Annotated in this window: 25 protein-coding genes; 12 read left to right on the forward strand and 13 right to left on the reverse strand. The window is 45.0% G+C overall.

Annotated features, from left to right (window positions below):
- Positions 1-373: 373 nt before the first annotated feature.
- Entirely contained in the window at positions 374-1,075 is a 702-nt protein-coding gene (locus LDK34_RS09420) for a B3/B4 domain-containing protein (RefSeq protein ID WP_178941887.1), read from the reverse strand.
- 110 nt (positions 1,076-1,185) lie between these two features.
- Entirely contained in the window at positions 1,186-1,821 is a 636-nt protein-coding gene (locus LDK34_RS09425; protein WP_178941888.1) for an NAD(P)-dependent oxidoreductase, read from the reverse strand.
- Positions 1,822-1,949: 128 nt separating this feature from the next.
- Here LDK34_RS09425 and LDK34_RS09430 point away from each other — a divergent pair, with 128 nt between their 5' ends.
- The gene (locus LDK34_RS09430; RefSeq protein ID WP_178941889.1) at positions 1,950-2,597 is read left to right on the forward strand and encodes a GyrI-like domain-containing protein; all 648 of its coding nucleotides are present in this window, start codon (positions 1,950-1,952) and stop codon (positions 2,595-2,597) included.
- Here LDK34_RS09430 and LDK34_RS09435 read toward each other — a convergent pair.
- The gene (locus LDK34_RS09435) at positions 2,589-4,022 is read right to left on the reverse strand and encodes an MFS transporter (RefSeq protein WP_236941802.1); all 1,434 of its coding nucleotides are present in this window, start codon (positions 4,020-4,022) and stop codon (positions 2,589-2,591) included. The two genes, LDK34_RS09430 and LDK34_RS09435, sit on opposite strands and share 9 nt — an antisense overlap.
- Before the next feature lie 89 nt (positions 4,023-4,111).
- Between LDK34_RS09435 and LDK34_RS09440 the strand changes: the two genes are divergently transcribed.
- Positions 4,112-4,921, forward strand: a complete 810-nt coding sequence (locus LDK34_RS09440; protein ID WP_178941890.1) for a CPBP family intramembrane glutamic endopeptidase — start codon at positions 4,112-4,114, stop codon at positions 4,919-4,921.
- Positions 4,922-5,552: 631 nt separating this feature from the next.
- On the opposite strand, the gene LDK34_RS09445 is transcribed toward LDK34_RS09440, so the two are convergent.
- Complete coding sequence (locus LDK34_RS09445; RefSeq protein WP_017260771.1) at positions 5,553-5,996, reverse strand: universal stress protein; 444 nt, start codon at positions 5,994-5,996, stop codon at positions 5,553-5,555.
- Between the two features lie 36 nt (positions 5,997-6,032).
- On the reverse strand, positions 6,033-7,622 hold the full coding sequence (locus LDK34_RS09450; RefSeq protein WP_178941891.1) for an Nramp family divalent metal transporter: 1,590 nt from the start codon (positions 7,620-7,622) through the stop codon (positions 6,033-6,035).
- Positions 7,623-8,279: 657 nt separating this feature from the next.
- On the opposite strand from LDK34_RS09450, the gene LDK34_RS09455 reads away from it, so the two are divergent.
- A complete protein-coding gene (locus tag LDK34_RS09455) occupies positions 8,280-9,176 on the forward strand; it encodes a cation diffusion facilitator family transporter (RefSeq protein WP_178941892.1) in 897 nt (298 codons plus the stop codon).
- 40 nt (positions 9,177-9,216) lie between these two features.
- Complete coding sequence (locus LDK34_RS09460) at positions 9,217-9,522, forward strand: HU family DNA-binding protein (protein ID WP_161004105.1); 306 nt, start codon at positions 9,217-9,219, stop codon at positions 9,520-9,522.
- A 143-nt stretch (positions 9,523-9,665) separates the two neighbouring features.
- On the opposite strand, the gene LDK34_RS09465 is transcribed toward LDK34_RS09460, so the two are convergent.
- Positions 9,666-10,949, reverse strand: coding sequence for an ABC transporter substrate-binding protein (locus LDK34_RS09465; protein WP_178941893.1), 1,284 nt, complete (start codon positions 10,947-10,949; stop codon positions 9,666-9,668).
- A gap of 200 nt (positions 10,950-11,149) precedes the next feature.
- Here LDK34_RS09465 and LDK34_RS09470 point away from each other — a divergent pair, with 200 nt between their 5' ends.
- A complete protein-coding gene (locus tag LDK34_RS09470) occupies positions 11,150-11,494 on the forward strand; it encodes a hypothetical protein (protein ID WP_178941894.1) in 345 nt (114 codons plus the stop codon).
- Positions 11,495-11,497: 3 nt separating this feature from the next.
- On the opposite strand, the gene LDK34_RS09475 is transcribed toward LDK34_RS09470, so the two are convergent.
- Complete coding sequence (locus LDK34_RS09475; protein WP_178941895.1) at positions 11,498-12,064, reverse strand: GNAT family N-acetyltransferase; 567 nt, start codon at positions 12,062-12,064, stop codon at positions 11,498-11,500.
- Between the two features lie 154 nt (positions 12,065-12,218).
- Between LDK34_RS09475 and LDK34_RS09480 the strand changes: the two genes are divergently transcribed.
- Positions 12,219-12,812, forward strand: a complete 594-nt coding sequence (locus LDK34_RS09480) for a hypothetical protein (protein WP_178941896.1) — start codon at positions 12,219-12,221, stop codon at positions 12,810-12,812.
- A gap of 43 nt (positions 12,813-12,855) precedes the next feature.
- On the opposite strand, the gene LDK34_RS09485 is transcribed toward LDK34_RS09480, so the two are convergent.
- Both LDK34_RS09485 and LDK34_RS09490 read right to left on the reverse strand, forming a co-directional pair.
- Positions 12,856-13,668: a Cof-type HAD-IIB family hydrolase gene (locus LDK34_RS09485; protein WP_178941897.1), complete on the reverse strand. Its 813-nt coding sequence runs from the start codon at positions 13,666-13,668 to the stop codon at positions 12,856-12,858.
- Between the two features lie 143 nt (positions 13,669-13,811).
- A complete protein-coding gene (locus LDK34_RS09490) occupies positions 13,812-15,005 on the reverse strand; it encodes a CynX/NimT family MFS transporter (protein ID WP_178941898.1) in 1,194 nt (397 codons plus the stop codon).
- Between the two features lie 837 nt (positions 15,006-15,842).
- On the opposite strand from LDK34_RS09490, the gene LDK34_RS09495 reads away from it, so the two are divergent.
- Positions 15,843-16,694, forward strand: a complete 852-nt coding sequence (locus tag LDK34_RS09495; protein ID WP_178941899.1) for a class I SAM-dependent methyltransferase — start codon at positions 15,843-15,845, stop codon at positions 16,692-16,694.
- 90 nt (positions 16,695-16,784) lie between these two features.
- Here LDK34_RS09495 and LDK34_RS09500 read toward each other — a convergent pair whose 3' ends face one another.
- Positions 16,785-17,249 carry an ASCH domain-containing protein gene (locus tag LDK34_RS09500; protein WP_178941900.1) on the reverse strand — a complete coding sequence of 155 codons (465 nt, stop codon included), beginning with the start codon at positions 17,247-17,249 and terminating at the stop codon, positions 16,785-16,787.
- Between the two features lie 159 nt (positions 17,250-17,408).
- Here LDK34_RS09500 and LDK34_RS09505 point away from each other — a divergent pair, with 159 nt between their 5' ends.
- Together LDK34_RS09505 and LDK34_RS09510 are read left to right on the forward strand one after the other, a co-directional pair.
- Positions 17,409-18,356, forward strand: a complete 948-nt coding sequence (locus LDK34_RS09505) for an NADP-dependent oxidoreductase (protein WP_236941789.1) — start codon at positions 17,409-17,411, stop codon at positions 18,354-18,356.
- Positions 18,357-18,367: 11 nt separating this feature from the next.
- On the forward strand, positions 18,368-18,739 hold the full coding sequence (locus tag LDK34_RS09510; protein WP_178941902.1) for a DUF1304 domain-containing protein: 372 nt from the start codon (positions 18,368-18,370) through the stop codon (positions 18,737-18,739).
- Positions 18,740-19,087: 348 nt separating this feature from the next.
- Here LDK34_RS09510 and LDK34_RS09515 read toward each other — a convergent pair whose 3' ends face one another.
- Positions 19,088-19,822, reverse strand: coding sequence for a DUF6198 family protein (locus LDK34_RS09515; RefSeq protein ID WP_420871571.1), 735 nt, complete (start codon positions 19,820-19,822; stop codon positions 19,088-19,090).
- Between the two features lie 189 nt (positions 19,823-20,011).
- Between LDK34_RS09515 and LDK34_RS09520 the strand changes: the two genes are divergently transcribed.
- Together LDK34_RS09520 and LDK34_RS09525 are read left to right on the forward strand one after the other, a co-directional pair.
- The gene (locus tag LDK34_RS09520; protein ID WP_178941904.1) at positions 20,012-20,632 is read left to right on the forward strand and encodes a DedA family protein; all 621 of its coding nucleotides are present in this window, start codon (positions 20,012-20,014) and stop codon (positions 20,630-20,632) included.
- Positions 20,633-20,698: 66 nt separating this feature from the next.
- Positions 20,699-20,938, forward strand: a complete 240-nt coding sequence (locus LDK34_RS09525; RefSeq protein ID WP_017260831.1) for a hypothetical protein — start codon at positions 20,699-20,701, stop codon at positions 20,936-20,938.
- A gap of 210 nt (positions 20,939-21,148) precedes the next feature.
- Here the strand turns inward: LDK34_RS09525 and LDK34_RS09530 are convergent, their stop codons facing one another.
- Entirely contained in the window at positions 21,149-22,564 is a 1,416-nt protein-coding gene (locus LDK34_RS09530; protein ID WP_236941790.1) for an MFS transporter, read from the reverse strand.
- Positions 22,565-22,795: 231 nt separating this feature from the next.
- On the opposite strand from LDK34_RS09530, the gene LDK34_RS09535 reads away from it, so the two are divergent.
- Entirely contained in the window at positions 22,796-22,903 is a 108-nt protein-coding gene (locus tag LDK34_RS09535) for a putative holin-like toxin (RefSeq protein ID WP_347880579.1), read from the forward strand.
- A gap of 125 nt (positions 22,904-23,028) precedes the next feature.
- Here LDK34_RS09535 and rlmD read toward each other — a convergent pair whose 3' ends face one another.
- Positions 23,029-24,576: a 23S rRNA (uracil(1939)-C(5))-methyltransferase RlmD gene (gene rlmD / locus LDK34_RS09540; RefSeq protein ID WP_236941791.1), complete on the reverse strand. Its 1,548-nt coding sequence runs from the start codon at positions 24,574-24,576 to the stop codon at positions 23,029-23,031.
- Between the last annotated feature and the right edge of the window lie 138 nt (positions 24,577-24,714).

Below are 24,714 nucleotides of genomic sequence, written 5' to 3' on the forward strand. Positions count from 1 at the left end.
GGCCAGGTTCTGATTGTTAAGGGTGGTCGGGCTAGGACAATATTTTCTGGCGAATGTACTCTGGAGGGCGTCGACATTGATACCGAGTCGTGAAGGTGTTGTTAATCCGAAGGGTTCTTTCGGATTTACAACACGGACGGTCGCATAGACTCGGAACTTCACGAGGCTGTGCGGCGAGGTGAAAGACCGTGAACTGTGGGCTTGAACCGGTCCCACGGTGAGTGTGTCAATGTCGACAACCGCAGGGCATCGTTCGACTTTGATTGGAATTAAAATATTTATTACAACAAAGCAGGACCGCAGATGCTTATCGCACCCACAGTCCTGCTTTATTTGAATCAAAAATGATATGTGTTATTGGTCAACAAACATGTTAGTTAATGACTACTCGTGGTTGATCGATTGTTAAAATACTGGTTTCGGCATCGGCGTTGAGGTAGGTCTTGGTCAACTCTTTTAAGTCAGTCAACGCTGCTTCCAGTGCGTCTTTTCGTTCTGGATTGACACATTCTAAGCATAGAAAGGCATTAGTTGTGTCTTCGGTAAGCATGGTCCGTTCACCATCGCGCCAGTTCCAGCAACGACAGATGATACCAGCGTCATCTTTGTACACAACTTCGCCTGCCAGAGCTGGTTCTTCGTCATCTTCACCCAGTGGATGGAAAGGTTCGCCACCATCTGCCACGGTTAGCTTGATATCGCCGACCATAGCATCGATGTTTTCACCACCGCAGGGGAGGGCGTGACGCAGTGAAATAACGTTGTACAGATCAACTAGTGGGTTGATGCTGCTAACTGGTTTACCCTGTTGGGCGCGTTTGAGCAGGTTTTCAATGGATGAACGCGCACCTTTTTTCGTTTTGAACTTGCGGTAGGCTTCCCGCCAATCGGCAACCACACCGTTTTGAGCGATGGGCGTTTCAGGAACTAACTGTTGTGCTTGTTGATTAGCGTCATCCAGCACAGCTTGGGGGAACTCACCGTGATTGTCGAAGTTGTGCAATGTGGCAATGCCAATCGTTGTGTCAGGAAACAGGTTCCAGAATGCGGGTTCAATTTCAAAAGATTTAGACATAAAAAGGCCTCCTCAGAATTTTTGCGTCACCTAAGATTGTAACGCAGCCGGAGTGGCCAATGCACGAGCAATTTCGCAAACGAAACAGGTAAAAGAACTATTCTTGAAAACTAACGTGAAACGACAGAAATGTGTTCGTTGATATGTTGGTGATTCTGAATCTCATCGACGAATGCAATCGCATAATCAGCGTAACTGACTTCACATAGACCTGCGGCATTATAGCTACGAAAATCAGTTCCCAGTTGATAGTGACCGGTGCGAGGTGCTCGAAAGACAAACTTTTCTGCTGGTGAAATATAAGTCCAATCAACGCCATCGCTAGCCCGCAGAAGTTTGAGGACGTCATTTAAACTGTTTGCTGAATTTTTGGCAGCTTCTGGAAATCCTGGTTCATCAAACAACCGTTGTGAGCGCTCGGCATCGGTGTATAGGCAACTGGAACTGCCAACGACCATCAACCGAACACTGGATTGCTTCGTGATTTCAATTAAATGTTTGATCAAGGCTGGATATAAACGACTACTATCATTTAATTTACCTGTGCCAAACGCGCAAACGAGTACGTCCAAATCTTCAATATCATCGCTGGTTAATAACGTAGGTTCAATTTCCAATACCTCGGCGTCCGAAGATACTCGACGGCGGTCACGTAAGATGACCTCAACATCGATGTCTCGTGATTGCGCTTCCCGTAGGATAACGTTTCCAGTTCGGTTTGTGGCTCCGATAATGCCAATTTTCATAATTTTAAATTACTCCTCGTTTACAATTTATGTTGTCGTGATGGTTTACGGCACTCTAGCAACAGTATAATGAAAGTAGCGTAACTTTACCAAAGAATCCGAGCTTGAATTGTATGGAGGGTCTAAGAATGACAGAAAAATATGAATGGCGGAAAGCTGAGCGCGCCATTTATCCAACCATGAAGCGACCAACGATTACGACCATCCCGGCGCAAACGTTTATTACTTTAACTGGGCAAGGTGATCCAAACACCGCGCCGTTTGGTGATAAGGTGGCTGCACTGTACGCAATCAGCTACGCCATTAAAATGGCACCTAAAAAGGATATTGTCTTTCCTGGTGCGTTTGATTACACCGTTTATCCACTTGAGGGACGCTGGACGCTGCCAGAAGGCTATAATCAACCGACAATTGATAAAACGCAATTGTTATATACGATTATGATCAAACAACCAGCCTTCGTGAACGAACAGGTGTTAGCGCAAGCGAAGACAATGGTTAAGGAGAAGGTGCCCGCTGAACTGCTAGCTGAGGTGAAACTCACAACGGTTGCTGAAGGTCTTGTGGGGATGCTGTTGCACGTTGGTTCGTTTGACACTGAACAGGAAGATTTTGAGCGGCTCGACTATTTTCTTCACAATGAAGGTTATGAACGCACAGAAAAGGCGCACAAGGAGATTTACCTGTCTGATTTCCGGCGGGTGGCCGAAGACAAACGGAAAACCTTATTGCGCGTCAAGATTGCCAAGAATCAACAATTACAAGACCTACTTTAATTCGCGACCGCGTAGTACGTGAGACAAACGCAGTGAGGTCAACAACGCCAGGACAATCATGATGAACGATACGACAAACGAGACGCGAAGGCCGTAGTAAAACGCGTCTGGATGTGCTGGCAAATAAGTCGTGACATGATAGCCCATGAAGTGGCTCATCGCCCCGAATAAGGTCGTGGTTGCGGCTGCAGTGCCCGTAACCAGGCCTAAGTTACGGGCTAGCGAATTAATGCTGCCTGCGATGCCAAGTTCTGACTTATCGACAACTGACATAACGATATCACCGTTTGGCGACTGAAACAGACCGGTTCCCAACCCCATGATGATTGTGATCACAATGTACTGCCAAATGGGAGTAGTCCCGTTCAAGAGTAGCACGAAGCCTAATTGCGACAGTGCGATAATGGCAAGCCCGCTGCTGGCAACAGTCGCCTGTGACAGTTTGTCTGCCAGAAAACCGCCAATTGGTCCGGCGATAACCAGCGTGATCGGGAAGACCATCAGTAAAATTCCGGCTTGTCCAGGTGTGAACCGACGAGCATTTTCCAGGTAGAATGGCATGAGGACGACGCTAAAAAAGTTTGATAAGAAAATCAGGACGGCAGCACTCACACCGAGTGTAAACGGTCGGTTACTAAAAATATGCAGTGACATCATGGGTGCTGATGTGCGCCGTTCTCGTTGAAGAAAAACCACGATGGCAATTAGTGCCAAGACAAAACCAATAATTGGTATGGCAGCGGTGAAGCCAACTTGTTGGCCGATGAATACACCGCCGAACAGACCGATAATGAAGATTGACCAACTAATCAAGCCAAACCAGTCAATCTCACCACCTGGCCGTGATTCGGTTTTAGGCAGTGCAAAAGCACCGATTATAATGGCAATTAAGCCGATTGGAACGTTGATCCAGAAAATATCATGCCAGGATCCCGTCGCTAAGATGAGTCCGCCTAGCGCTGGTCCGGCGACCGAACCGAGCGCGACAAATGTGCCAACAAATCCCATCGCCCGGCCACGCCGGTTGATATCAAACGTACTGGTTACAATGCCGTATGTGTTGGAAAGGGTTAGGGCACCACCAAATGCTTGGACGATGCGTGACAATAGTAGTAACCAAAATGTCGTGCTGACGGCCGCTAACAGGGATCCAAGAACGAAGACACCAGTACCAATGCGAAAAATGCGCACTTTTCCATACATATCACCAAGACGGCCAAAGAAAAGTAGTAACGCACACATGAAAATGAGGTAAAGTGAAACTACCCGCTCCGCTTGGTTTAGGGGAATGTTCAACTGACGTCCCATAACGGGGATGGCGATATTAACGATGCTGGCGTCCAAATTGGACATAAATGCGAAAATGCCTATGGCGACGAGCACCCACCAGTTATTTGTCGCAGTATTGATGGCTTGTTTTTGCATCATAAACGCCTCCATTACTATTACTGTATTGAGAATATTGTAAACGTGAACTAAAAAATTCGGTGAAATTTGTCCTTGGAGATGTTGCAATGAAAAAATGGTCTGTAGGCCAAACAATTAGTATTCTGACAGGCATTACAGTGGCAATGATGATTGGCTTAATTGTCCTTCGACGATTGTTTGGTCAGTTTATGGATAAGACGGCGTGGGAGTTAAGCGTCGAACTGATTGCCGTGATCGCCATTGTGGTTATGAATAAATACTGGCTCCACGTGCCGTTATCTTATCGTTGGCAAACGCATGGCTTGTTTTGGAATGTTTGTTGGCTGGGATTACTCCTTGTATTCATTAAAGGTGGGGTATTTATTGGTAGTTATTTTGTTAATACAAAATTTGTACCAGGCATTGAAGCAGTTGTCATGTCGTTGCTCGTCGGTTTTTATGAAGAAAGTCTCTTTCGTGGCATCATTTTAGGGCAGCTCGTGCATAACTTTAAGGGGCGTCATCGCATTGTAAATGCCGTTTTGGTTAGCAGTGTTCTCTTTGGACTTATGCATGCTGGCCACTTTTTCGACAACTTCGGTCAAAGTGGAATTAACACAACGCTTCAGATTGGTTATGCTATTTGTTTAGGCGTGTATTTCTCTGCGGTGACGCTGCGCACCGGTTCATTATTTTGGCCGATGGTGATGCATGCAACGTTTGATTTGCCGTCGTTCTACCTTGAATTTGCTGAACACGCCAACGTTCTTAGCGGCTCGATGTCAGGGGAAGAATTGATGATTTCTCTGATCAGCGATGCGATTCATTATTTGCCAGTTCTTCTGATTGGATTGTGGCTGGTCCGAAAGTCCCAGTTAGCTGAGATTCACCATGCCAATCAAGTTTGGGTCAACTAACTTCAACGTTGTTTGATGAAGTTTGCTGAAAAATAGAGGCTTTGAGTTTGCTTACGGTTGTCAACCTTGACACGCTCGCCGTGGGACCGGTTCAAGCCTCCCCAGTTCGGAGTCTTTCACCTCGTTGCACAGCCTCGTAAGCCCATCGAGTCTATGCGACCGTCCGTAACCTAAATTCGGATAAACCACCGAATTAACGTTACTTTCACGGCTCGGTATCAATGTTGACGCCCTCCAGCTAAATAGTAGCAAGTTTCAGCTAACTTTCATTTGCTGTTTAAGCGGTAAATCACTGAACAGTGAAATATTGACTACAGGAGTGGAGCTGAATGAAGACAGAGTTCCGTGTCGGCAACACTTGGCGGCGGGACCTTAGCCGCTTAGTGTTGCGGGATGACTTATGAGACGTGTACTTCGGCTCATAATCAAGGTTGAAGACTCCGGGCTTCAGGAGGCTGAGACCGGTTCTCATGGAACGGCGTCTTCGTTCGGCGTAACGGCAAGGTTTTATGTATCAGATTAACAGTTGAATTTTAAGTGAACAGAAAGTAAAAAAATAAGGTATCCGAGAAGTGATTAGACTTCTTAGATACCTTATTTGCGTACATTCAAACAGCAGGGATAGTTCAAATTAACGCAGGATCATAACAGAAATAGGCGAGTACTTTGCCATATATGCGGCTTGAGAACCGAAGTACTTGCGAATTCCTTTTTTAGATAATGAGCCAATGATCAGCAGGTCAGCGCTAACTTCAGGAATTACATTTTTAACGATTGTTTCACCAGGATCGCCTTCATCAACGATGACTTCAACGTTTTCTACGCCACCATCTTCGGCAATCTTTTTGTAACCTTGAACGTGGGCGACTAATTCATCATGTTCGCCATGAACATAGTCCTTAGTGAGTGCTTGATAGACGTTCATATCGTCGCTTTCCAGAATGGAAGTGATAATCAATGTGGCGCCATCTTTAGCTGCGCGACGAACGGCGTATTTAAACGCAAGTTGAGCATCAGCGGAGTCATCAACCCCGACTAAAATTCGTTTGAAAACCTTATCTACATCTTCCGACATGTCTATTCATTCTCCTCAAATTAGATTTGAAATCGACTACTTAGCTTCAGCAGTGGCATTGTTTTCTTCGGCTGCTTCGGCAAGTTGTGCTTCGTAACGTTTGTTACCGTGATAGAGATCGATGACCATCCAAACGAGTAGAGCAACAATGGCAGCGATGACGATGTAAGCGACAATGTTAGCGATGTTGATGTCTTTTGCTGGGAAGAATGCTTGAATTTGAGCGGGCATGTTGTAGATGTTCAACCCAATTAAGAGCAATACGGCTGCCCACCCTGCAATCTGAGTGTACCAATGGTTGGTGAATCGCTTACCCATTTCAACTTTGCTGTTAGTAAACATCAGTAATGGCAACATTGAGAAAGGCAGGGCAAAGGCTAGGAACACCTGTGAGTTATTCATTAAATCATTTAGCGCTTCGTGTTGATGAACAGCTGACTGACCGCTAGTCAAACCAACACAGATTAAAACAGGAACGACTGAAATCAGTCGGGTAACTAAACGACGCATCCATAGTGGCATCTTCATGTGGATGAAGCCTTCCATGATGACTTGACCAGTTAAGGTACCAGTGATGGTTGAGTTTTGACCAGAAGCTAATAGAGCGACAGCGAACAGTGTGGACAAGATTCCTGTCCGAGCAACACTGGCTAGCACACCATTACTCATGGTCGACGTGTCATTCAAAGCTTGGTACAAACCGAAGAATGAAGGGTCCTTAACGGCACCACTCTTGAATACGGCAACACCCATGACTAACAGCAATGCGTTAACGAAGAAAGCAACTGTTAATTGAATGTTTGAGTCCCACATAGTGAAGCGCACCGTTTGAGCAACTTGGTTTTCATCATTGTGGTCGAGTTGACGCGTTTGTGAAATGGCTGAGTGTAAGTACAAGTTATGTGGCATAACCGTGGCACCAATAATCCCAAGTGAACCAGTTAATGGTGAAATACCACCAATTACGGGTCCTTTTGAAATGGTCTTGGCGCTAGGAATCAAGCCCACAATGGCAGCACCCCAGTCAGGGTTTGACAAGGCAACTTGATAAGCAAAGACGACGAAAATAACGACGATCAATGCGACAACGATTGCTTCAATTTTTCGGAAACCAATTTTAGTTAATAACAATAATAGCAAGACATCAAAAACAGTAATGAAAACTGAAATAACCAATGGAATATGGAATAAAAGATATAACGCAATGGCAGCGCCGATAACTTCGGCGATATCCGTTGCCATAATGGCAAATTCTGTCATTAACCAAAGTACGATACCAAGTGCCTTACTAGTGCGGGCACGAATCATTTGTGCCAAGTCCATTTGACTCACGATACCCAGTTTAGCCGCCATGGCCTGTAACAACATTGCGATTAAACTTGATATCAAGATAATGGACATCAGCAGATACTGGAAGTTTTGACCACCGGTAATAGATGTTGACCAGTTACCGGGATCCATGTAACCTACGGCAACTAGTGCACCCGGTCCAGAGTAGGCAAGTAGGGTTTTCCAGAATCCCTTCCCCATCGGAACTTTAACGGTACCGTTAATTTCTTCGAGCGAACGGCCATTAGCATAATGAATCAAATGCTCTTTTTTCGGTTTTTTGCTTGTTGTGTCCAAAAGCAAATACCTCCTTTTGTAGTATTGGTACCCGAATATAATACAACATCTTTTTAGATTTGTGGACACTTAATTTAAAATTGGGTATATTATTTTTAAGGGATGGCTAAAATTAAATGAAAGGATGTGAAAGTCATTTTACTATCGAACAGAATTCTGATAGCGATTGATACATTGGCGCTATCGGGGCACGAAACAAGTGAGACGAACCTAGCACTATTTTTAGGGACGGGTAACAATAGACTTGTAAAAACGGTTTCATTATTGAAAAAGCGTCGTTTATTGAACGAAATCACGGGCCAAAAAATATATACGTTAACTCAATTTGGTCATAATAAAGTTCGTGTATTACACAAACGATGCGACACGGTTGGTGCAATTATGCAACAGGTCCCTGAATCGATGATGTTAAATGGAGACGGCATGATGATAAAAGCCCCGCGCCTTTCATATTTGGGGCATAGATTGGATTATTTTCGAAGATAACGAGAAGCAACATTAAGTTTGATTGCGTAGGTCAGCTTACATAGGTTTAACCAGCATGGGTTAAGCAAACAAACTTAGTGGAACTTTTACATCAGAGTAACTTAGTAGAAATAATGTGAGTTCTTTTTGAACTGTCCCTTTCACATTTGACGTACAGAAAGACAGATGATTATGGAAGAACATGAACGACCACTTACGGGTGGCAAATTTGCGTTTGTGACGCTGCTCAACATCTCAATTACGGTTGTTGAAATTATTGGTGGTTTATTAGCAGGGTCGTTGGCACTGATCACAGATGCCATTCACAATTTTGGCGATTCCTTGTCCATTGTATTGAGTTATTCAGCACAGCGGATTGGCCAGCGCGACCAGGATGAGCGGGCGACGTTTGGCTACCATCGTGTTGAGATCTTGACAGCGTTTGTCAACAGCCTTGTATTGATTTTGATTTCCATTGTTTTGGTGTGGGAGGGGATTCAACGACTGTTACACCAACAAGCAATCAATGGATCTGTCATGTTTTGGACGGCATTGGTTAGCTTTTGCTTTAATATGGGGTCCGCTGTATTAATGCATGCAGATTCACGGGGGAGCCTGAATATTAAGGCCACGTATTTACATTTATTGGCGGATGCATTGGCCTCAATTGCGGTAATTATTGGGTCCTTGATGGTGATGGCGTTTCACATTTATTGGATTGATGCAGCGTTAACCATTGCCGTGTCGCTTTACATTATTTATGAGACCGTTGGTGTTGTGAAACAAACGTCCAAAATTTTGCTGCAAAACGCACCATTACTCGATTATGACGCCATTATTGAAGCAATGACGCAGGTGCCAGGGGTGGTCGATGTGCATCATCTTCACGCATGGATGGAAGACGAGAAGGATATCATCTTTTCCGCTCACGTGAATATTACGCCTGATGCGATTGAAGACATCGAGTGGATTACTGCTCAAGAAACACAGCTGTTACAGCAACGGTTCAATATTTGTCACGTGACCGTTCAAATTGAAATTAAGCGCGGTTTAAATAGCGCTAGGTTTGCCAAACATGAAATGTTATAGCAGCGTTCCACAGTTAACAAATTAAGGGGGTACTGAGATAATGAAAGAGAAAACAACGAAAAAAGAAATAGTTAAGATGGTTGCCAAACATGCGGAGGTCTCGCAAAGTACATCACAACAAGTGATTGATGCCCTATTTGACTGCATCGGTGAGGAACTTGCTGCCGGGCGGGATGTTGAGTTGCGCCGCTTTGGCACATTTGTCGTTCATACAAATAAAACACGTGTCATCAGTGACATCAGTGGTCAGCCGGCAACGGTACCGGAACATCGGATTGCTAAGTATCGATGCGGTACGAGCATGCGAGCAATATTGAACGGTTCGCATGAGGGCATTACCAACTAAGAAATACTTGTCAGTAATGAAGAATGTTCATCTTAAAAATGCCGCTCCTTAAAAATCAGGAGCGACATTTTTTGAGTTGGCTAATGAGAACAGGGAGTCCAACACTTCCATGTTAGTTAGAAAATTGTTTATAGAGAAGTTCGTTAGTTGCCGTTTTTCTGTGCTGCTAGCGCTTTATTTTGAAGATCTGGTAAAACTTGTTTTGGTGTCTTACGCAGTGAAAACATATCATCAATGGCGGTGATATAGTCTTGACGGAAAGCGGAGTACCCTTTAAACGTTGGTTGCTGAACACCAATGTTTAAAGAATCGACGGCCGTCTGTTGGTTTGGATTCTGCTTCAGGTACTGTTTGTAACTGGCCAACTTAACTGACGATTTTCTGACTGGTACATAACCAGATGCCTGTGACCATTTCGCGCTGGCCTTCGTAGACATGGAGTACTTCATAAAGTTCCAAGCTGCTTTTTGTTTGGCAGTGGACAGGCCCTTAAACATCATTAAATCCGCACCGCCGACTGCGGATAAACGGGTCGACTTATAAGCGGGCATTTCCGCCGTTCCCCAGCTAAAGTCCTTTGGGGCATGTGTTTGAATGGCTTGAATTGCACTTGAAGAGCTGATGTAAAAGAGTGACTTGCCTTGCGTAAATGCGCCGGAATAGTATTTGTCAGATCCAGCCGGCTTGATGTAGCCTTTTTTGATGTTATCAACAAAGTAAGCGCTGGTTGCCTTAGGTCCTTTGCTGTTCATTTCTGGCTTCAAACGATTATTGATAATCGGACTGCCAAATTCTTGAGCAATCCCGGCAAATTCGATGTCAAAACCAGCATCGATGCCTAGTGCTGTAATATTATCCTGTTTAACTTTAGCGCCATCATTAGCGATGTCCTGCCATGTTTTGGGGACAGTTAAATGATACTTTTTGAGGAGTGCCTTGTTGTAAAATAACAAACGTGGTGACTTATTGAGCGGAGTCGTGTAGTAACTCTTTTTGTAAGTCATGTTTTTAGTGAATGTGGGATATAAATCGGCAAAATCTTTCTTAGTTAAACCTTGCTTGCCGTTCACCAATTTAGTAATGGGTTGAATTAATTGGTGGCTTTGCAAATCTGGGACGGCAGAGTAACCTAATTGTCCCAGAGCAGGTAACGTATTCGATTTACCAGCGGCCATGATTTTTTTCTGGAGATCGCCATAGTTGCCTTGATATAGTGCAGTGACGTGGACCTTGGATTGTGCGTGATTATAATCTGTAACCATATCTGCTAATGCCTTTTCTGACGGGCCCGTCATGGCATGCCACAGTGTGATGTTGACCCGCTTCTTTGTTTGGCTGGCAGATGCCGGCTGTGGTTTGATCACCGTGGCAAATCCAACTAACAACGGCACTGCAAGCAACCAAGTTAACCAATGATTTCTCTTCATCCCAAATACCCTCCATGTTGGTGATGATGCTGAGTTGAAACGACAGGAAAACGCTATAAAAGTTTTGCTAATGACTCTATACAGCTTAAGTTTGGCAAAACAATGTAAAAGTTAACTACAGTTTTTTGTGTTAATTATGTATCGTTTGTGTAAAGACGATATTAGTTCTTTAATAAAGGTAAAATTCGAGGAGGCAAAATATGTTATCGTCAGCTGCAATTAGCGAAATCGTCGATGGTTTGTGGTTAAGCGTGACGTCATTGCTGAATGAAACGAATCGGTTAAAGAAACACAGCCGGTCACAGCGGGATTATGATGCGGTAGTTGCTGAAAAGGTGACACCACGTCTAGCAGCGTTGGATGAGTTGACTGACTGGCTGCCAGCCGATCGGCTCAGTGACGCGACACAAACGCGGTTAGCGGCCATCCGTCAGGGAATGAGCCAACTAAAAGAAGATCAGCATCGTCAATTGGATGCTGATCTTCTAAAAAAACGTAATTTAGATCGCGAAGAGGGCCGAATTTCTCGTCACCGGCGCTTTTAGCGATCACCACATCACATTAGGACCAACGTTTAGAGCAATGGTTGAGTTAGCAATTTGCTCTTGGTGATCAAGTGCGACAGGCGTAAAACAACTTAACATTGACACGGTGCCAATGTTATCGCTTTTGATGGGTTCACTTGAGGAACCGCCGATCAAAACGGTTTGGGGAGAGGTTGTCCAACCGCCGAGTTCGTAAAATGGGACTAAGTCTGGTGGACAAGTGAAAATGCTAAAGTCGGCGTCATCGTGTTGAATTAAAGCAAAGGCGGTCATGATAAGTGACGTGCCAAACCCTTTATGGAGATATTGAGGTGCAATCATCACTTCGGATAGGCCGCTGACTTGATAGCGTTGATCATTAAGCGTGACGGACGTGGTTGGGATTTTCAGTGATCCCGCCAGTTGCCCGTTTTTGTCATGCATGACAACGACAATCTGTTGTTCAAGATAGTAGCGCAAATCGTTTTCGTCAGCGTCTTCGACATTGGGCCAATAATGATGGCTGAGTTCGGCTATCGCTGCTTTATCAGTGGCAGGTAGTGAGAAATAGTGGTACGTATCTGTTTTCATAATATCCTTAATATTTTGATTGGCTGATATTTATCAAGCCTAAATTAAGTCACTTGAAAAGACTGTATTTAAAACAGGAAAAGTGACATTGTGTTGGTTAGTGTTTTAATTTAACCATGAAACGATGCAATTGACCAGAAAGGTGGCGGAAAAAATGGGTTCAAGAATGATGCATTATGCCATTGCACAGCAACTAACACCTGAAAGTACAGCTTTTTCGATTGGTAGTTTGGCACCAGATGTGAGCGGCCATAATTTTGACTTTAAATCGCAGACTCACTACATGACTTTAAATGAAGATGGTAAAACGCGCTCGATTCATCCAGAGATGTTTGCCGAAGAATATCAACGACAACTATTACCGAATATGTTTGTTTGTGGCTATTATGCGCATTTATTAGAGGACAAAGTGTGGTTAGACACCGTATTCAATCCATTCATCAGACCGCAATTAAACACACAGCGTGATCAAAAATTGGCCGCTTACTACGCTGATTTTCATACGCTCAATCTCTTGATTGCGAATCACCACAAACTGCAGCCGTTGTCTGTGCCGGATTCCGCTCACGATTTCACAGTCGTTCGTGAAATTGGTGATGGCGATGTGATGCAAGTGGTTAAAGACTTGCGGGATGATTTCGAACCGGTTCCCAAACGTCAATTAGTAATGCTGTCGTTTGATCAAATAGAACAGTATATCAACACCTGTGTGCAGGTCGTTCAGGATCACCTTAGCGCGCTTAAGTAAGCGCGAAATTGAGTTGCTGGAAGGGCGCCAACGCTGCTTAGCGTTAGGCAGTTAAATTAAGAACCATGTCAATCGTCCGTAACACACCGTCATCGTCGTTGGTCCATTCGGTAACGGCCTTAGCGCTTTGCTGAACTTTGACTGACGCGTTTGCCATGGCATAACTGTGGCCGGCGTGGGACAGCATCGCGATATCGTTATCATTGTCACCAAATGCCATCACGTCGTCAGGATTAATGTGCCAGTATTGTTCAAGTGCGTGCAGGCCGACCTGTTTGTTGATATGAGCGGGAATAATGTCTAGGCCACCAAAGCCACTTGCTGTCGCCGCTAATGTTTTCGGCAAGTGTTGGTTGAGATACTCAGCTCGTCGGCCTGCCTGATCGTCCAGCCACACCAAATCCAGTTTGAACATATCGTCATGAATGTCAGTCAAACGGTCGCACAACTGTAGACCACTGTAGAAATAGTTGGCCTGCTCCATCAACTCTGTGTTTGTATCTCGTTCAACATAAGCACCGTGCCGACCAGAAAGAATCACCATACCGCCGGTCAGCACAGGGTCGGTGCGAATCATGGTGAGTGCTTGATTGAGATCAGTCGCCGAAACGGTATCTGCAAAAATGACCTGATCATTTAAACTGACAAGACCACCGTTTTCAGCCAGAAACGCAATATTGTCGTAATCGGCAAACATGTCGGTTAGATGTTTAAGCTGATTGCCGCTCGCAATGACAAAACGAACGTGACGCTGCTCAAGCTGATCTAGTACACGTTTGAAATGCATACGATCAAAGTCATGATCGTTGGTGATAAACGTGCCATCAATGTCAGTTGCAATCATTTTAATAGTCATAGTGAGTCAAACCACCTTTCTAAGGGTAGTCATAGCGTATCATGATAGCGCTGCCAAGGCCAACTAGTTATAAGAAAAATAATGTTTAGAAATTAAAAACCACGTTAGGCAAAAGCCAAGCGTGGTTTTTAAAACGAAAAGTCTTAATGAAATACATCTTCCTTGCTATTAACGTACAAGGCCGCTGCGATGGTCAAAATTGAAATTACCAACAGAACAGCCATCAAAATGTTCCAACCGCCTAGCATCACGTGTAACGTGCCGTAAGCGATTGGCCCAACGGCAGCGATCAGATAGCCCAAAGATTGTGCCATTCCTGACAGGTCAGCCGTTTCTTGCGGTGTACGTGTCTTAAGGTTGAACAGTGTCATAGCTAATGCGAATGATGCCGTTGTTGCACATCCGAGGATGATACAGATGATAGCAAAATACCAAATCGTGTGAATCGGTAACAATAGGCCACCGATTCCGATGACAAAGCCTGCACCAATCGTCATCAGCAGCGTAAATTGATTTTTAACGCGTGCTGAGATAATTGGTACCGCATAGGCGGCTGGCAGTGACGCAATCTGATATAGTCCAAGCAACAAGCTGGCGGTGTTGGCAGACACACCACGATCAGTCATCAGTGTTGGCAACCACGTAATCAGCGTGTAGAAGACAAATGATTGCAGACCCATGAAAATTGTCATCATCCATGCTGTGGGTTGTTTCCAAACGGACTCGTGTGGGGTAGTCGCTGTTTGCTCGTCAACCGGTTGTGCTTTGTGGTTGTACCGTAAGTTTGGCAACCACGTAATGATGTTGATAATGGCCACGATGGAGAAAATTTGGATGGTTAATTGCCAGCCAATCTTGCCAGCCAGCGGCGCAGAAACGCCGGCCGAAATGGCGGAGAAGAACGTCATGGAAAATGAATATAAACTCGTCATTTCACCAATTTTGTGGGGGTAGTTTTCTGCAACCAGAGCTGGTAACAGGACATTTAGAAAGGCAACCCCGATACCGACGAGCAAAGTTCCGATGATCAGTGCTGTTGCAGAATAAACACGCATCCAGTTCCCAATTACCAGAATAATTAATGCAAACAACAATGCCACTTCGGTTCCTACCTTAGCGGACACACGCGGGGCAGTCGGGGACAGAACCGCAAAACATAGTAGTGGAATAGTGGTTAAACTACCGGCCAGTCCACTTGATAAGTGCAACGTGTGTTGAATGGGTGCCAGAATTGGTGGGATGACGGTGATGACCATCCGCAAACTGGAACCCAGCAAGATAATGCCGAGTAACAACCAACTACTGTGTTTGACAGCCTGTTTCGTTTTGTCAGACATGAAAATAAAACCTCCTCAGCGAGGATTAAAATTTTGTTTTAGTTATATTATGTAGCAAATGATCACGGCACAGTCTGTGCGATGATGTTTGCGGCATGGCCGAACAATGCGACCGTCTTAGTTTACACGCGATTGTTCATTTCAGCAACAAACAAGCTGGTTGGGTGGTCATAATTATACAGATAATGATTTAGAGGCTTGTTTTGATTACGCTTACGCTTGCGGTTGTCAACATTGATACGCTCGCCGTGGGACCGGTTCAAGCCGGAAGCACACCGTCTTTCACCTCGCCGCAGAGCCTCGTGGAAATCCGAGTCTCCGCGACCGTCCATGTTGTAAATCCGAGAGAACCATTCGGATTAACAACACCTTCACGGCTCGGTACCAATGTTGACGCCCTTCAGCTCACATAGTGGCAAGCTTTTAGTATGTATTATTATAACGACAAATTATAACGACAAACTTTTTTTGTAAATGCAGCCCCAATTTTATGATAGTAGTGGAGCTGACCAGAAACAGAGTTCCATGTCGGCAACACTTGGCGGCAAGAACTTGGCCGCTTAGTGTTGCGGGATGACTTATGAGACGTGTACTTCGGCTCATAATCAAGGTAGAAGACTCCGGGTTTCAGGAGGCTGAGACCGGTCCTCATGGAACGGCGTTTCTGATCAGCGTAACGGTATGACGTTATTTAAAAAGCTGCCATATCAAGTTTGCCAACTTATCAACAAATGATAAAACGAGTATGCTTAGAATAATTAATAAGAGAAAGCCCCTGATGATATGAGCAACAAACCGGTGCAAACGAACTAGATAAAATGCATTGGAGATGGACACATGAATCACTTAGATTTAACCACTATTGTTAACGCAATGGCGCTGGCCCCCAACGGTCGACCAGTACAGGAACATCAAACGGCGTACAGAATTGCCTTGGCTGAGGATTGGCAGGTTGAACCAGGCATGAAGTTGTTGGAACTTGGCTGTGGACAAGGCGACATGACCGCTGTTTTGGGTGCAGCTGTTGGTGAAAATGGGCACGTGATAGCCTATGATCCGGCACCGCAAGATTATGGCGCGCCGATTACGATTGGTGACGCTCAGCAACATCTGGCCAATTCATCGTTTGGCAAACAACTTGAGGTGCATTTGGCAACTGACGTGATGCAGGAAGACGTCACGTATCCAGACAATTACTTTGACGGGCTGGTGATTGCGCACGCTTCGTGGTATTTCGACAGTCTAGAACAGTTACAGACCACCTTGCGGAAGGTCGCACCGTGGTGCAAACGAATTTTCTTTGCTGACTGGGATATTACGCCGCGATTAGTGAACCAAGTTCCTCATCAATTGGCTGTGTTGATCGAGACACAACTGGCCGCGTTTACGCCTAACAGTTTTGCTAATGTGAGAACACTGGTAACTAAGGAATGGCTCGTTGAGGTGCTCCATGAACTCGGGTATACCGTACAAATAATCAGTCAAGATGCGATGAAGATGGAGGATGGGTATTGGGAAGCCAGTTACACGGCCGAAACCGGATTGGCGGCTGTGACTAAAATGTCCTTGCCAGATAAGTTTAAACAACTGATGGAAACCGAAATTCGTACATTGCAGACTTATGATTTAACGCAGATGAAAACGTTGGACAGCTTTGTAATAACAGCTACGCGGACTGACATCCAATAAAATCAAAATAAAAAAGATCATTCGTTTGACCTACCGATTAATGCGGCAGTGCTCAAACGGATGATTCTTTTTTTATACAATCATTTTATGTTAAAGGCTGGTAGGCAGGTAAACCACCTTAAACGTTAGAGCCACCACTGGTGATTGATCCGTGAAGTGTTGCCCAATTGCTTCGGCCTGCGTTTGTAATCGAGCGCGGTGAGACGTTTGCCAGATGGATAGGGAAGTGCCGTCTTCTAGGTATGCGTGCTCCGCGGTAACGTGGTCAAACGGCATTTGTTGGACGGCGACATATTGAAGGATAGCCACCGCATGAACGGAGCCATCAAACAAAATTTCATAATCATGATTGGGGATGGGCATGGTTTGTTTGTCATGCTCGTACAGGGCCGCTAGCGTTGTCGTGGCCTGTTTCATACCGGCAACAACACGCATTGATTCAATATCGGCGGCCTCAGAGCCACCGCCAAACGACCACGCGTGATGTGGCGTATTTTTAGCGGTTGGATGCTTTTGGATGAATTGTTGCCAAATTTCGTCAGCATTTAATGACATTGGACAGGACCTCCTAACCTTTATTATACCCATTAACAAACCAACCGACCAAAAAGAACCCTGAGGGAGCCAAACTAGGCAGTTCGCTGGGGCTCAATCAGTTGATTCCATATAATTGGGTTGATAATGACATGCTTCTCGTTGAAAGGAGCGTTTTTCATGAAGGCCATGGTAAGTAACCGTCTAGGAAGTGTGGCGACACTGCAGGAACAAACTATGTTGATACCAGAAGTTGGACCTGATGATCTGTTATTACGTGTGGAGGCAACCGCGCTCAATCCCTTGGATTTTCAGATGATCACGGGCCAACATGATCGTGCATATGCATTCCCGTTAATTTTAGGACGAGATGTTGCTGGAAAGGTGGTTGGCAAGGGGAGCCGGGTGAAGTTGTTTAGTTTGGGAGATGAGGTCGTGGCCTACCAACCTGAACAGCAGTTAGGGACGTTTGCTGAATATACGGTGGTGCCGGCAAGCCAAGCATTGGTTCGTCCTCGGCAAGTTAGTGCGATTCAGGCTGCTACCTTACCTACTTCGGGAGAGACAGCCTATGAGGTGATTGTAGATGTTTTGAAATTGCATAATAATCAAACAATTTTAATTCAGGGCGGTGCTGGGGGTGTCGGTAGCTTTGCAATCCAAATCGCCCATGTACTAGGTGCGCACGTTATTGCCACGGTGCCACGCCGCGATGAAAAGTTCGGGATTGCGCTATGGGCTGACCAAGCGATTGACTATCAGGTAGTCGATTTTCGTCAGGTGATTCAACCAGTTGATGCTGTTTTGGATACGGTGGGCGATAAAGTGCTGGTTGATAGTATGAATTACGTACGCCAGGGTGGGCATTTAGTGTCGATTGAAGCCGCTCCAGATTTACTTGTTGCAGAAGGTGGTGCGTTTGCTGGAGAGTTCTTCCAATTACAGCCAAGTGTCGGTGTGCTGGGTCAATTGTTAACGCTAGTGGCCAAACGACAGGTGAAACCGCTAGTTGAAAAGGTGATTCCATTCACAGCACCTGCTATCAGAGCAGCACTTAAAGTGGTTGGTAGTGGACATGAACGCGGAAAACGTGTAATCTCCGTATGGAATCCACAATTAGAAAAGTAGGTTGGTAAATAATGTTAGCATTCACTTTGGGATTAGTTGCCGTAGTTGGTTTGGAACATTTATTCATTATGTGTTTAGAGATGTTCTGGTCCACCGGCCGTATTGCACAACAAACGTTTGGCAGCGATGCATCATTTTTGGAACAACCACAGGTTAAGGCAATTTTCAAAAATATGGGCATCTACAACGGTTTTGTTGGCGTCGGAATTTTATGGAGTTTGTTTGCGTTGCCAACAATGGAAATGCGATCCGTATTGATTCTCTTTACAGGCTTCGTCGTTGTTGCTGCAATTGTCGGCGCAGTTACGGTGAGCCGGCGCATCTTTGTTGTCCAAGGACTACCCGCACTGTTTGCAGTTCTTTGTGTGCTACTTTTTCTCTAGAAAATACTAAAAGTAGGATAGATGGCGCGTCCGGTTGTCAACATTGAGACACGCCGTGGGACCGGTTCGAGCATCCCTAGTTCGGAGTCTTTCACCTCGCCGCATAGTCTCGTGAGAATCCGAGTCTCTGCGACCGTCCATGTTGTAAATCCGAGTAAACCATTCGAATTAACAACATTTTCACGGCTTTGTCTCAATGTTGACGCCCTTCCGCTACGTTACCTATGTTAAAGCGAGACAGTTAATAAATCGGCATATCTAGTCGGTTCTGTCTTAGCCACAATTGTAGGCCAATAAATACAAAGCAGGTGAGCTTCCAATATTGGAAAAGCTCACCTGCTTTGTTGTTTATTTATTATTTTCTGTAGCTACTCGTGTTGTGAAGTGATGCTTTAATGATGGGATGAAATGTTTGTCAGACCAACCTTGAACCCAACCCTGCGTGAGGAAGGCCCAAACAGTACCGAAGTTGACCGCCCACAGCTGGAAGTGGTTCGTGAACAGGCAAATGACCATGATAATAACTGGTGGAATATAACTCAACATTTGTGAAGCCGTTGCGAGACCACGTAAGTAACGGAAACGAATGATATAGGATAAGTCATCGTTTGGATGCATGATGATGTTTGCCCGTTGATAGAGGGAAACGGCGGCACCAACACCAAACAAGCCGATGATATCAATGACGATTAATGCAGTGAGCTGCCATGGGTGACTGAAATCGCCGTGCAAGTATTTGATGCCAAGCACATCTGACCAAAATGGGACGATAAACTGAATTAAATAGCTAAACGGGACGATATATAGGATGTTACGAATGAGTCGGCCCCAGTCAAAACGGCCGATGAGTAATTGATCCAGAAAGGCGATGACCACGCCGTAACCGGTGAGGACAATTCCCAGTCCTTGACTGGCCACAGCGGGGCTCGTCGTATGCAATAACCAATGGGTAAGGTTAACGGCAGATGCTGTCCACACGGCACTTCCCATATTGGTGGAAATCGTGAGTGCATTAAAGGCAGAATTCAAAATGATTGAAATGATGAGCCAGGTAAAACGCTGTTTCGCATCTTTCATGTGCACGGGACTGTCCTCTTTTCACAAAGTATATGGTTAGTATAATCGAAATTGGACCAATGTTTAAGATTTTCTCAGTTCAAACGTTATTAATCGCTTTTTTGATGTGAATCAGGAATAATAAAACCACGCTTTGTTGCGCATGACTGCGCGTCCCACAGCTCTGACCACTTCGTAAATGAAAGGTGACACCGTATGGAACAACAGTTAATTGATTTTATGAACCAATTTGGCTATTTGGGCATCGTTTTGCTGATTGCCTTAGAAAATGTTTTCCCACCAATCCCCTCAGAAGTGATTCTGACGTTTGCTGGCTTCATGACGTTGGCCGCGGATTTGACGATTACTGGCAGTGTGATTGCAGCCACGATTGGTGCAGTTTTGGGAGCCGTTATTCTGTATGGAATCGGTCACTGGTTAAACGAGGAACGATTACAACGTTTGGTGCAAAGCCGTTTTGGGCGTTTGTTACGCCTCAAACAGAGTGATGTTACTAAAACGGCTAATTTATTCAAGAAACATGGCGGCAAGACCGTTTTCTTTGGGCGCTTTATCCCGGTAATCCGTAGCTTGATCTCGATTCCAGCGGGAATGACTCGGATGAAGTGGCAATCGTTTATTTTGTTTACGACAATCGGAACGCTGATTTGGAATGTTGTGTTGATTGTGCTCGGTCGTCTGGCAGGTCATGCTTGGACACAGGTCTCGGCAGCAGTTGATACTTTTTCAACAGTAACGGTTGTTGTGTTGGCCATTTTGCTCTTGGTTGGCGGCATTTGGTACTATGTTAAACGGATCCGGGTAAAATCAAGCTAAGTACTGGTTCACAATTCCGGCCACAAGACCTATGATGGAGTTATTAAACTGTTGGAGGTTTGACTGATGGAAGAACGGAAGTTAATTACTGAGATTTTGAATACAGAAGATGTTTCATACACAATCTCAGAACCGCATGATAACAAGATTACGTTGATGGTTAACCAATTGAAGAATGACAAACGGCCCTTGGATGTTGTTGAAAAGGAAATTGTTCATGAATTGGATCGTGCGGAGCTGACGTATAACGAAAAGTTGAATCCAGACGAACAGACCGCAATGCAAATCGATATTGATGTAAAATAACAAATTAAATTCAAAAACACTTCTTTGATGTAGTCGCAGATAATTGCGATACATTAGAGAAGTGTTTTTCATTAGGACAAGATGTGGCATTATCTAAAACTGGAAATCCAGCCGATTTGATGAAAAATAGGACCAATAAGCAATTTCGTTTGCCGGTTCTGTGGTTCAATTTCTTCCGAAAAAATAATTCCAACGCAGATTAGTTATAACTTAATTGTGCGAAGGTAAGGCCTTTTTTCTCGACCACAATAGCCAGCCAAGTAAGCCAATGGCAATCACGATTAACCCGAGGGCAAATAGATAACTGAAATGCATGCCATAAACGAACCAACTGGCGTGACCGTGCGGATAGGCAGTCATATGATGCCCGGCACGTTGACTGATACCAGAATAAAGTAGTGATGTCGCTAATGAGAGCCCAATTGCCATGCCTAGGTTACGTCCCAATGCGGCAATAGATCCAGCGATACCCTGAAATTCTGGGCCAGCATTGCCCATAATCATTGGATTGTTTTGGAAGGTCCCGTTTGCAATGCCAAAGAATGCTAGTCCGAACACGAGCCAAGCCAGTGACCATGTGGGCTGCACAAAGATAAAAATTAACTCTGGAATCAAAAAGAGAAAAAGCGCAAAAAACGACACACGTTCGGCACCGATATGATCTGAAATGATGCCACCAGCTGGGGCGCTGAAGATATTTAATAACGGCACGGCCATCAGGATTAGCCCTGCCGTTGCCGATGATAGCATCAATGTTTCCTGAAGGTAAAAGGGCATAATGACATTATTGAAAAAGCCCGTCATGTAAACGAGCATCGCAGAAATAATGCCGAGTGAGAAGCCACGATTGGCGAAAATTTTAAGTTGAATCAGTGGTTGTTGTACGCGTCGTTCGATTAATGTAAAGGCCGCCAACATCACAATGGCTAGACCAAACAAACTAAGTACGCCGGCAGAATGGAAACCGATCGCCTGGCCCCAGTAGATGGCGATAAAAAAGGCACTAATCATGGTCGCAAACGTTGCATAACCAGGCCAATCAACCACAATTTTATCGAAGTGGATTTGCTGGTGAGGAAAGATGCGGTGTCCAAACAGAAAAGCGATAATACCAATTGGGACGTTGATGAAGAATATCCAGTGCCAACTGACAACGGATAAGATAAGCCCACCGAGTCCTGGTCCAGCAATGTTACCGATTTGAACTACCGAACTATTGAGTCCTAAAGCCCGACCGTGCTGGTTTGAAGGAAATATTTGGGTGATGATGCCAAAGTTGGTGGCCATCACCATTGAAGAACCAAGCGCCTGCAGTGCCCGAGCACCCAGCAACAGTGGTAAGTTTGTGCTCAAACCACAAAACAGTGAGCCTGTGATAAACACCAGAGTACCGACTTGAAAAACGGGGATGCGTCCGATTTGATCAGACAATCGGCCAAAGAAAATCAGGAGCACGCAGATGAGCACTAAGTAGACGGAAACGACCCATTCGGCTTCATTCATTGGTACATTAAGTTCGCGGCTGATGTGGGGAATGGCGATGTTAACAATACTGGCATCTAGCGTCGACATGAACGATACCGAGGATGTCGCCATTAATAAGATCCATTGTGAGCGTTGCTTCATGAAAACCTCCATGGACAAAAAGAGCTGCTTAATCAAATTTTACATAGTCAAAATTTATTTTTTTATAACCAGAACTTTTAGTTATTATGACTGATTTAACATGATAAAATTACTGAGCAAGTTAAGTTGAAGCGGTTGGCAAATTCTAACACAAAGAGGTGTTGCCTATGGGCGATACAGAAAATCTGTGTGGAGGGAGGCGCCACTTTGTCTTGCGGAAATGCGATTATGATGATGCTAACGTTTGGAATGTTTGTTCTTGCGTTGCTAACCTTCATCGTGATCTTAATCCGGAGTTTTGGCAAAGAAAAAACCGCTAATCTAACTTTTGGAGGATGATTAACGGTTTCATATTCATCTAATGCCAGCCGTTTCGGCGGCGCTTGCAGGAGGAAATGTCATGCGACTGACATTTCCTTCTTCTTGTATTATAGCATGTCAAATTTAGCCAGGACTACTAAAAATTAACGCAGAACCAACTTTACGATAGCTTCAACGCGTGCCGTTTGGGGAAACATGTCGATGGATTGAATGTATTCAACGCGATAGACGCGACCTAACTCAACTAAGTTTTGGGCCAGCGTTGACGGGTTACATGAAACATAGACAAACTTTTCAGGCTGTACTTGCATAATGGTATCAATCATTGTGTCGGCTAAGCCTGCGCGAGGTGGGTCAACGACCAATGCATCTGGTCGCCATCCCTGGCTGACCCATTGTGGTAATAAGTCTTCGGCGGTTCCCACACTGTATTCGGCGTTGGTAATGCCGTTCAATTCAGCGTTACGGTTGGCGTCATCAACAGATTCTTCAATCGTGTCCATGCCACGCACTTCGCCGGCACGGTCTGCCAAGGATAATCCAATTGTACCCACCCCTGAGTAGGCATCTACCAAGTGGTCGGCATGCGTTAGGTCCAAAGCTTTAATCGTCTCTTCGTATAAGCGAGTGGTTTGCTTAGGATTTAACTGTAAGAATGCCCGTGGCGATAATTGGAACTGCTTACCTAATAGGGTTTCAGTAATGTAGTCTTGGCCCATTAATTTAGTGGTCTTATCTCCCCAAACTAACGAAGTTTTGCTTTGGTTAACATTTTGCATGACGGAAACAACCTGTGGCAAACGTTCTTCGATCAACGCTAATAATTCCCGTTTGTGCGGCAACTTTTGTGAGTTTGTGACAAACGTGACCTGAACTTCGCCACTGGCTTCGGATGAACGGACAACGAGCGTTTTGATAATGCCTGAATTGGCCTCTTCATTGTAAATGGGAACTTGTAATTCTTGCAGCATTTTGACTAATGCGCGAATGACGGTCATGGTTGCTTCATTTTGAGTGCTGGCTTCCGGAAGATCAACAAGATCATGCGTGCCTTCCTTATATAGACCGGCAATCACATTACCGTCCGCATCCTGCCGTACTTGGAATTGGGCTTTGTTGCGGTAGTGATAGGGATCTGCCATTCCGATTGTTGGGCGCAGGTCATAGTTTTCCCAGCCGCGGGGCTGAAACTTTTCCAGCGCTTGGCGAATAACATCACGTTTGAAGGCCAGTTGTGACGGGTAATCAAGATGGGAAAGTTCGAACCCACCGACTTCGGCTGACTGTGTATCTGGTGGTGTTACCCGGTGGTCACTTTCTTTACGGATTTGATGTACTTTAGCGTTTAGAAAATGAGCCGCTACGTGCGTAACTTCGGCGACGACCACTTCGTCTGGAAGGGCGCCTGGTACAAACGTAATCTTATGACGATAATAGCCGATCCCTTCGCCGTTAATGCCGAGTCGTTTGATGGTTAATGGAAAACGTTGGCCAACCTCGACCTGAACGTCAGTTTGTTCTGATTGAGTACTACGCTGACGATGATACCCATTGTGATCATTGTTTCGTGAATGATCAAACGAACGGTGGTCGTTGCGGTGCTGTGAATGTGTTTGGTGATTGTTGTGATCAAAGTGCGAACCGCCGCGTTCTGAGCGGTGATTGCTGTTATTTCGTGATTGAGGTTTCATATTGTCCTCCGATGCTAACTCTAGTAATAATTAGAACCATCATAGCATGTTTGAGCATCAAGGTGTGGTTTGCGTATTGTCAGAACCCATGTGAAGTCTTGTAAACGGACAAACGGAAAGTGATGTTTTATGCTTACT

The sequence above is a fragment of the Furfurilactobacillus milii genome, from assembly GCF_021654115.1.
In the GTDB taxonomy this organism is placed as follows: Bacteria; Bacillota; Bacilli; order Lactobacillales; family Lactobacillaceae; genus Furfurilactobacillus; species Furfurilactobacillus milii.

Coding starts and splice junctions, on each gene's coding strand:
- LDK34_RS09420 (WP_178941887.1), bottom strand. CDS start 1,075: ATGTCTAAATCTTTTGAAATTGAACCCGCATTCTGGAACCTGTTTCCT.
- LDK34_RS09425 (WP_178941888.1), bottom strand. CDS start 1,821: ATGAAAATTGGCATTATCGGAGCCACAAACCGAACTGGAAACGTTATC.
- LDK34_RS09430 (WP_178941889.1), top strand. CDS start 1,950: ATGACAGAAAAATATGAATGGCGGAAAGCTGAGCGCGCCATTTATCCA.
- LDK34_RS09435 (WP_236941802.1), bottom strand. CDS start 4,022: ATGCAAAAACAAGCCATCAATACTGCGACAAATAACTGGTGGGTGCTC.
- LDK34_RS09440 (WP_178941890.1), top strand. CDS start 4,112: ATGAAAAAATGGTCTGTAGGCCAAACAATTAGTATTCTGACAGGCATT.
- LDK34_RS09445 (WP_017260771.1), bottom strand. CDS start 5,996: ATGTCGGAAGATGTAGATAAGGTTTTCAAACGAATTTTAGTCGGGGTT.
- LDK34_RS09455 (WP_178941892.1), top strand. CDS start 8,280: ATGGAAGAACATGAACGACCACTTACGGGTGGCAAATTTGCGTTTGTG.
- LDK34_RS09460 (WP_161004105.1), top strand. CDS start 9,217: ATGAAAGAGAAAACAACGAAAAAAGAAATAGTTAAGATGGTTGCCAAA.
- LDK34_RS09465 (WP_178941893.1), bottom strand. CDS start 10,949: ATGAAGAGAAATCATTGGTTAACTTGGTTGCTTGCAGTGCCGTTGTTA.
- LDK34_RS09470 (WP_178941894.1), top strand. CDS start 11,150: ATGTTATCGTCAGCTGCAATTAGCGAAATCGTCGATGGTTTGTGGTTA.
- LDK34_RS09475 (WP_178941895.1), bottom strand. CDS start 12,064: ATGAAAACAGATACGTACCACTATTTCTCACTACCTGCCACTGATAAA.
- LDK34_RS09480 (WP_178941896.1), top strand. CDS start 12,219: ATGGGTTCAAGAATGATGCATTATGCCATTGCACAGCAACTAACACCT.
- LDK34_RS09485 (WP_178941897.1), bottom strand. CDS start 13,668: ATGACTATTAAAATGATTGCAACTGACATTGATGGCACGTTTATCACC.
- LDK34_RS09490 (WP_178941898.1), bottom strand. CDS start 15,005: ATGTCTGACAAAACGAAACAGGCTGTCAAACACAGTAGTTGGTTGTTA.
- LDK34_RS09495 (WP_178941899.1), top strand. CDS start 15,843: ATGAATCACTTAGATTTAACCACTATTGTTAACGCAATGGCGCTGGCC.
- LDK34_RS09500 (WP_178941900.1), bottom strand. CDS start 17,249: ATGTCATTAAATGCTGACGAAATTTGGCAACAATTCATCCAAAAGCAT.
- LDK34_RS09505 (WP_236941789.1), top strand. CDS start 17,409: ATGAAGGCCATGGTAAGTAACCGTCTAGGAAGTGTGGCGACACTGCAG.
- LDK34_RS09510 (WP_178941902.1), top strand. CDS start 18,368: ATGTTAGCATTCACTTTGGGATTAGTTGCCGTAGTTGGTTTGGAACAT.
- LDK34_RS09520 (WP_178941904.1), top strand. CDS start 20,012: ATGGAACAACAGTTAATTGATTTTATGAACCAATTTGGCTATTTGGGC.
- LDK34_RS09525 (WP_017260831.1), top strand. CDS start 20,699: ATGGAAGAACGGAAGTTAATTACTGAGATTTTGAATACAGAAGATGTT.
- LDK34_RS09530 (WP_236941790.1), bottom strand. CDS start 22,564: ATGAAGCAACGCTCACAATGGATCTTATTAATGGCGACATCCTCGGTA.
- LDK34_RS09535 (WP_347880579.1), top strand. CDS start 22,796: ATGATGCTAACGTTTGGAATGTTTGTTCTTGCGTTGCTAACCTTCATC.
- rlmD (WP_236941791.1), bottom strand. CDS start 24,576: ATGAAACCTCAATCACGAAATAACAGCAATCACCGCTCAGAACGCGGC.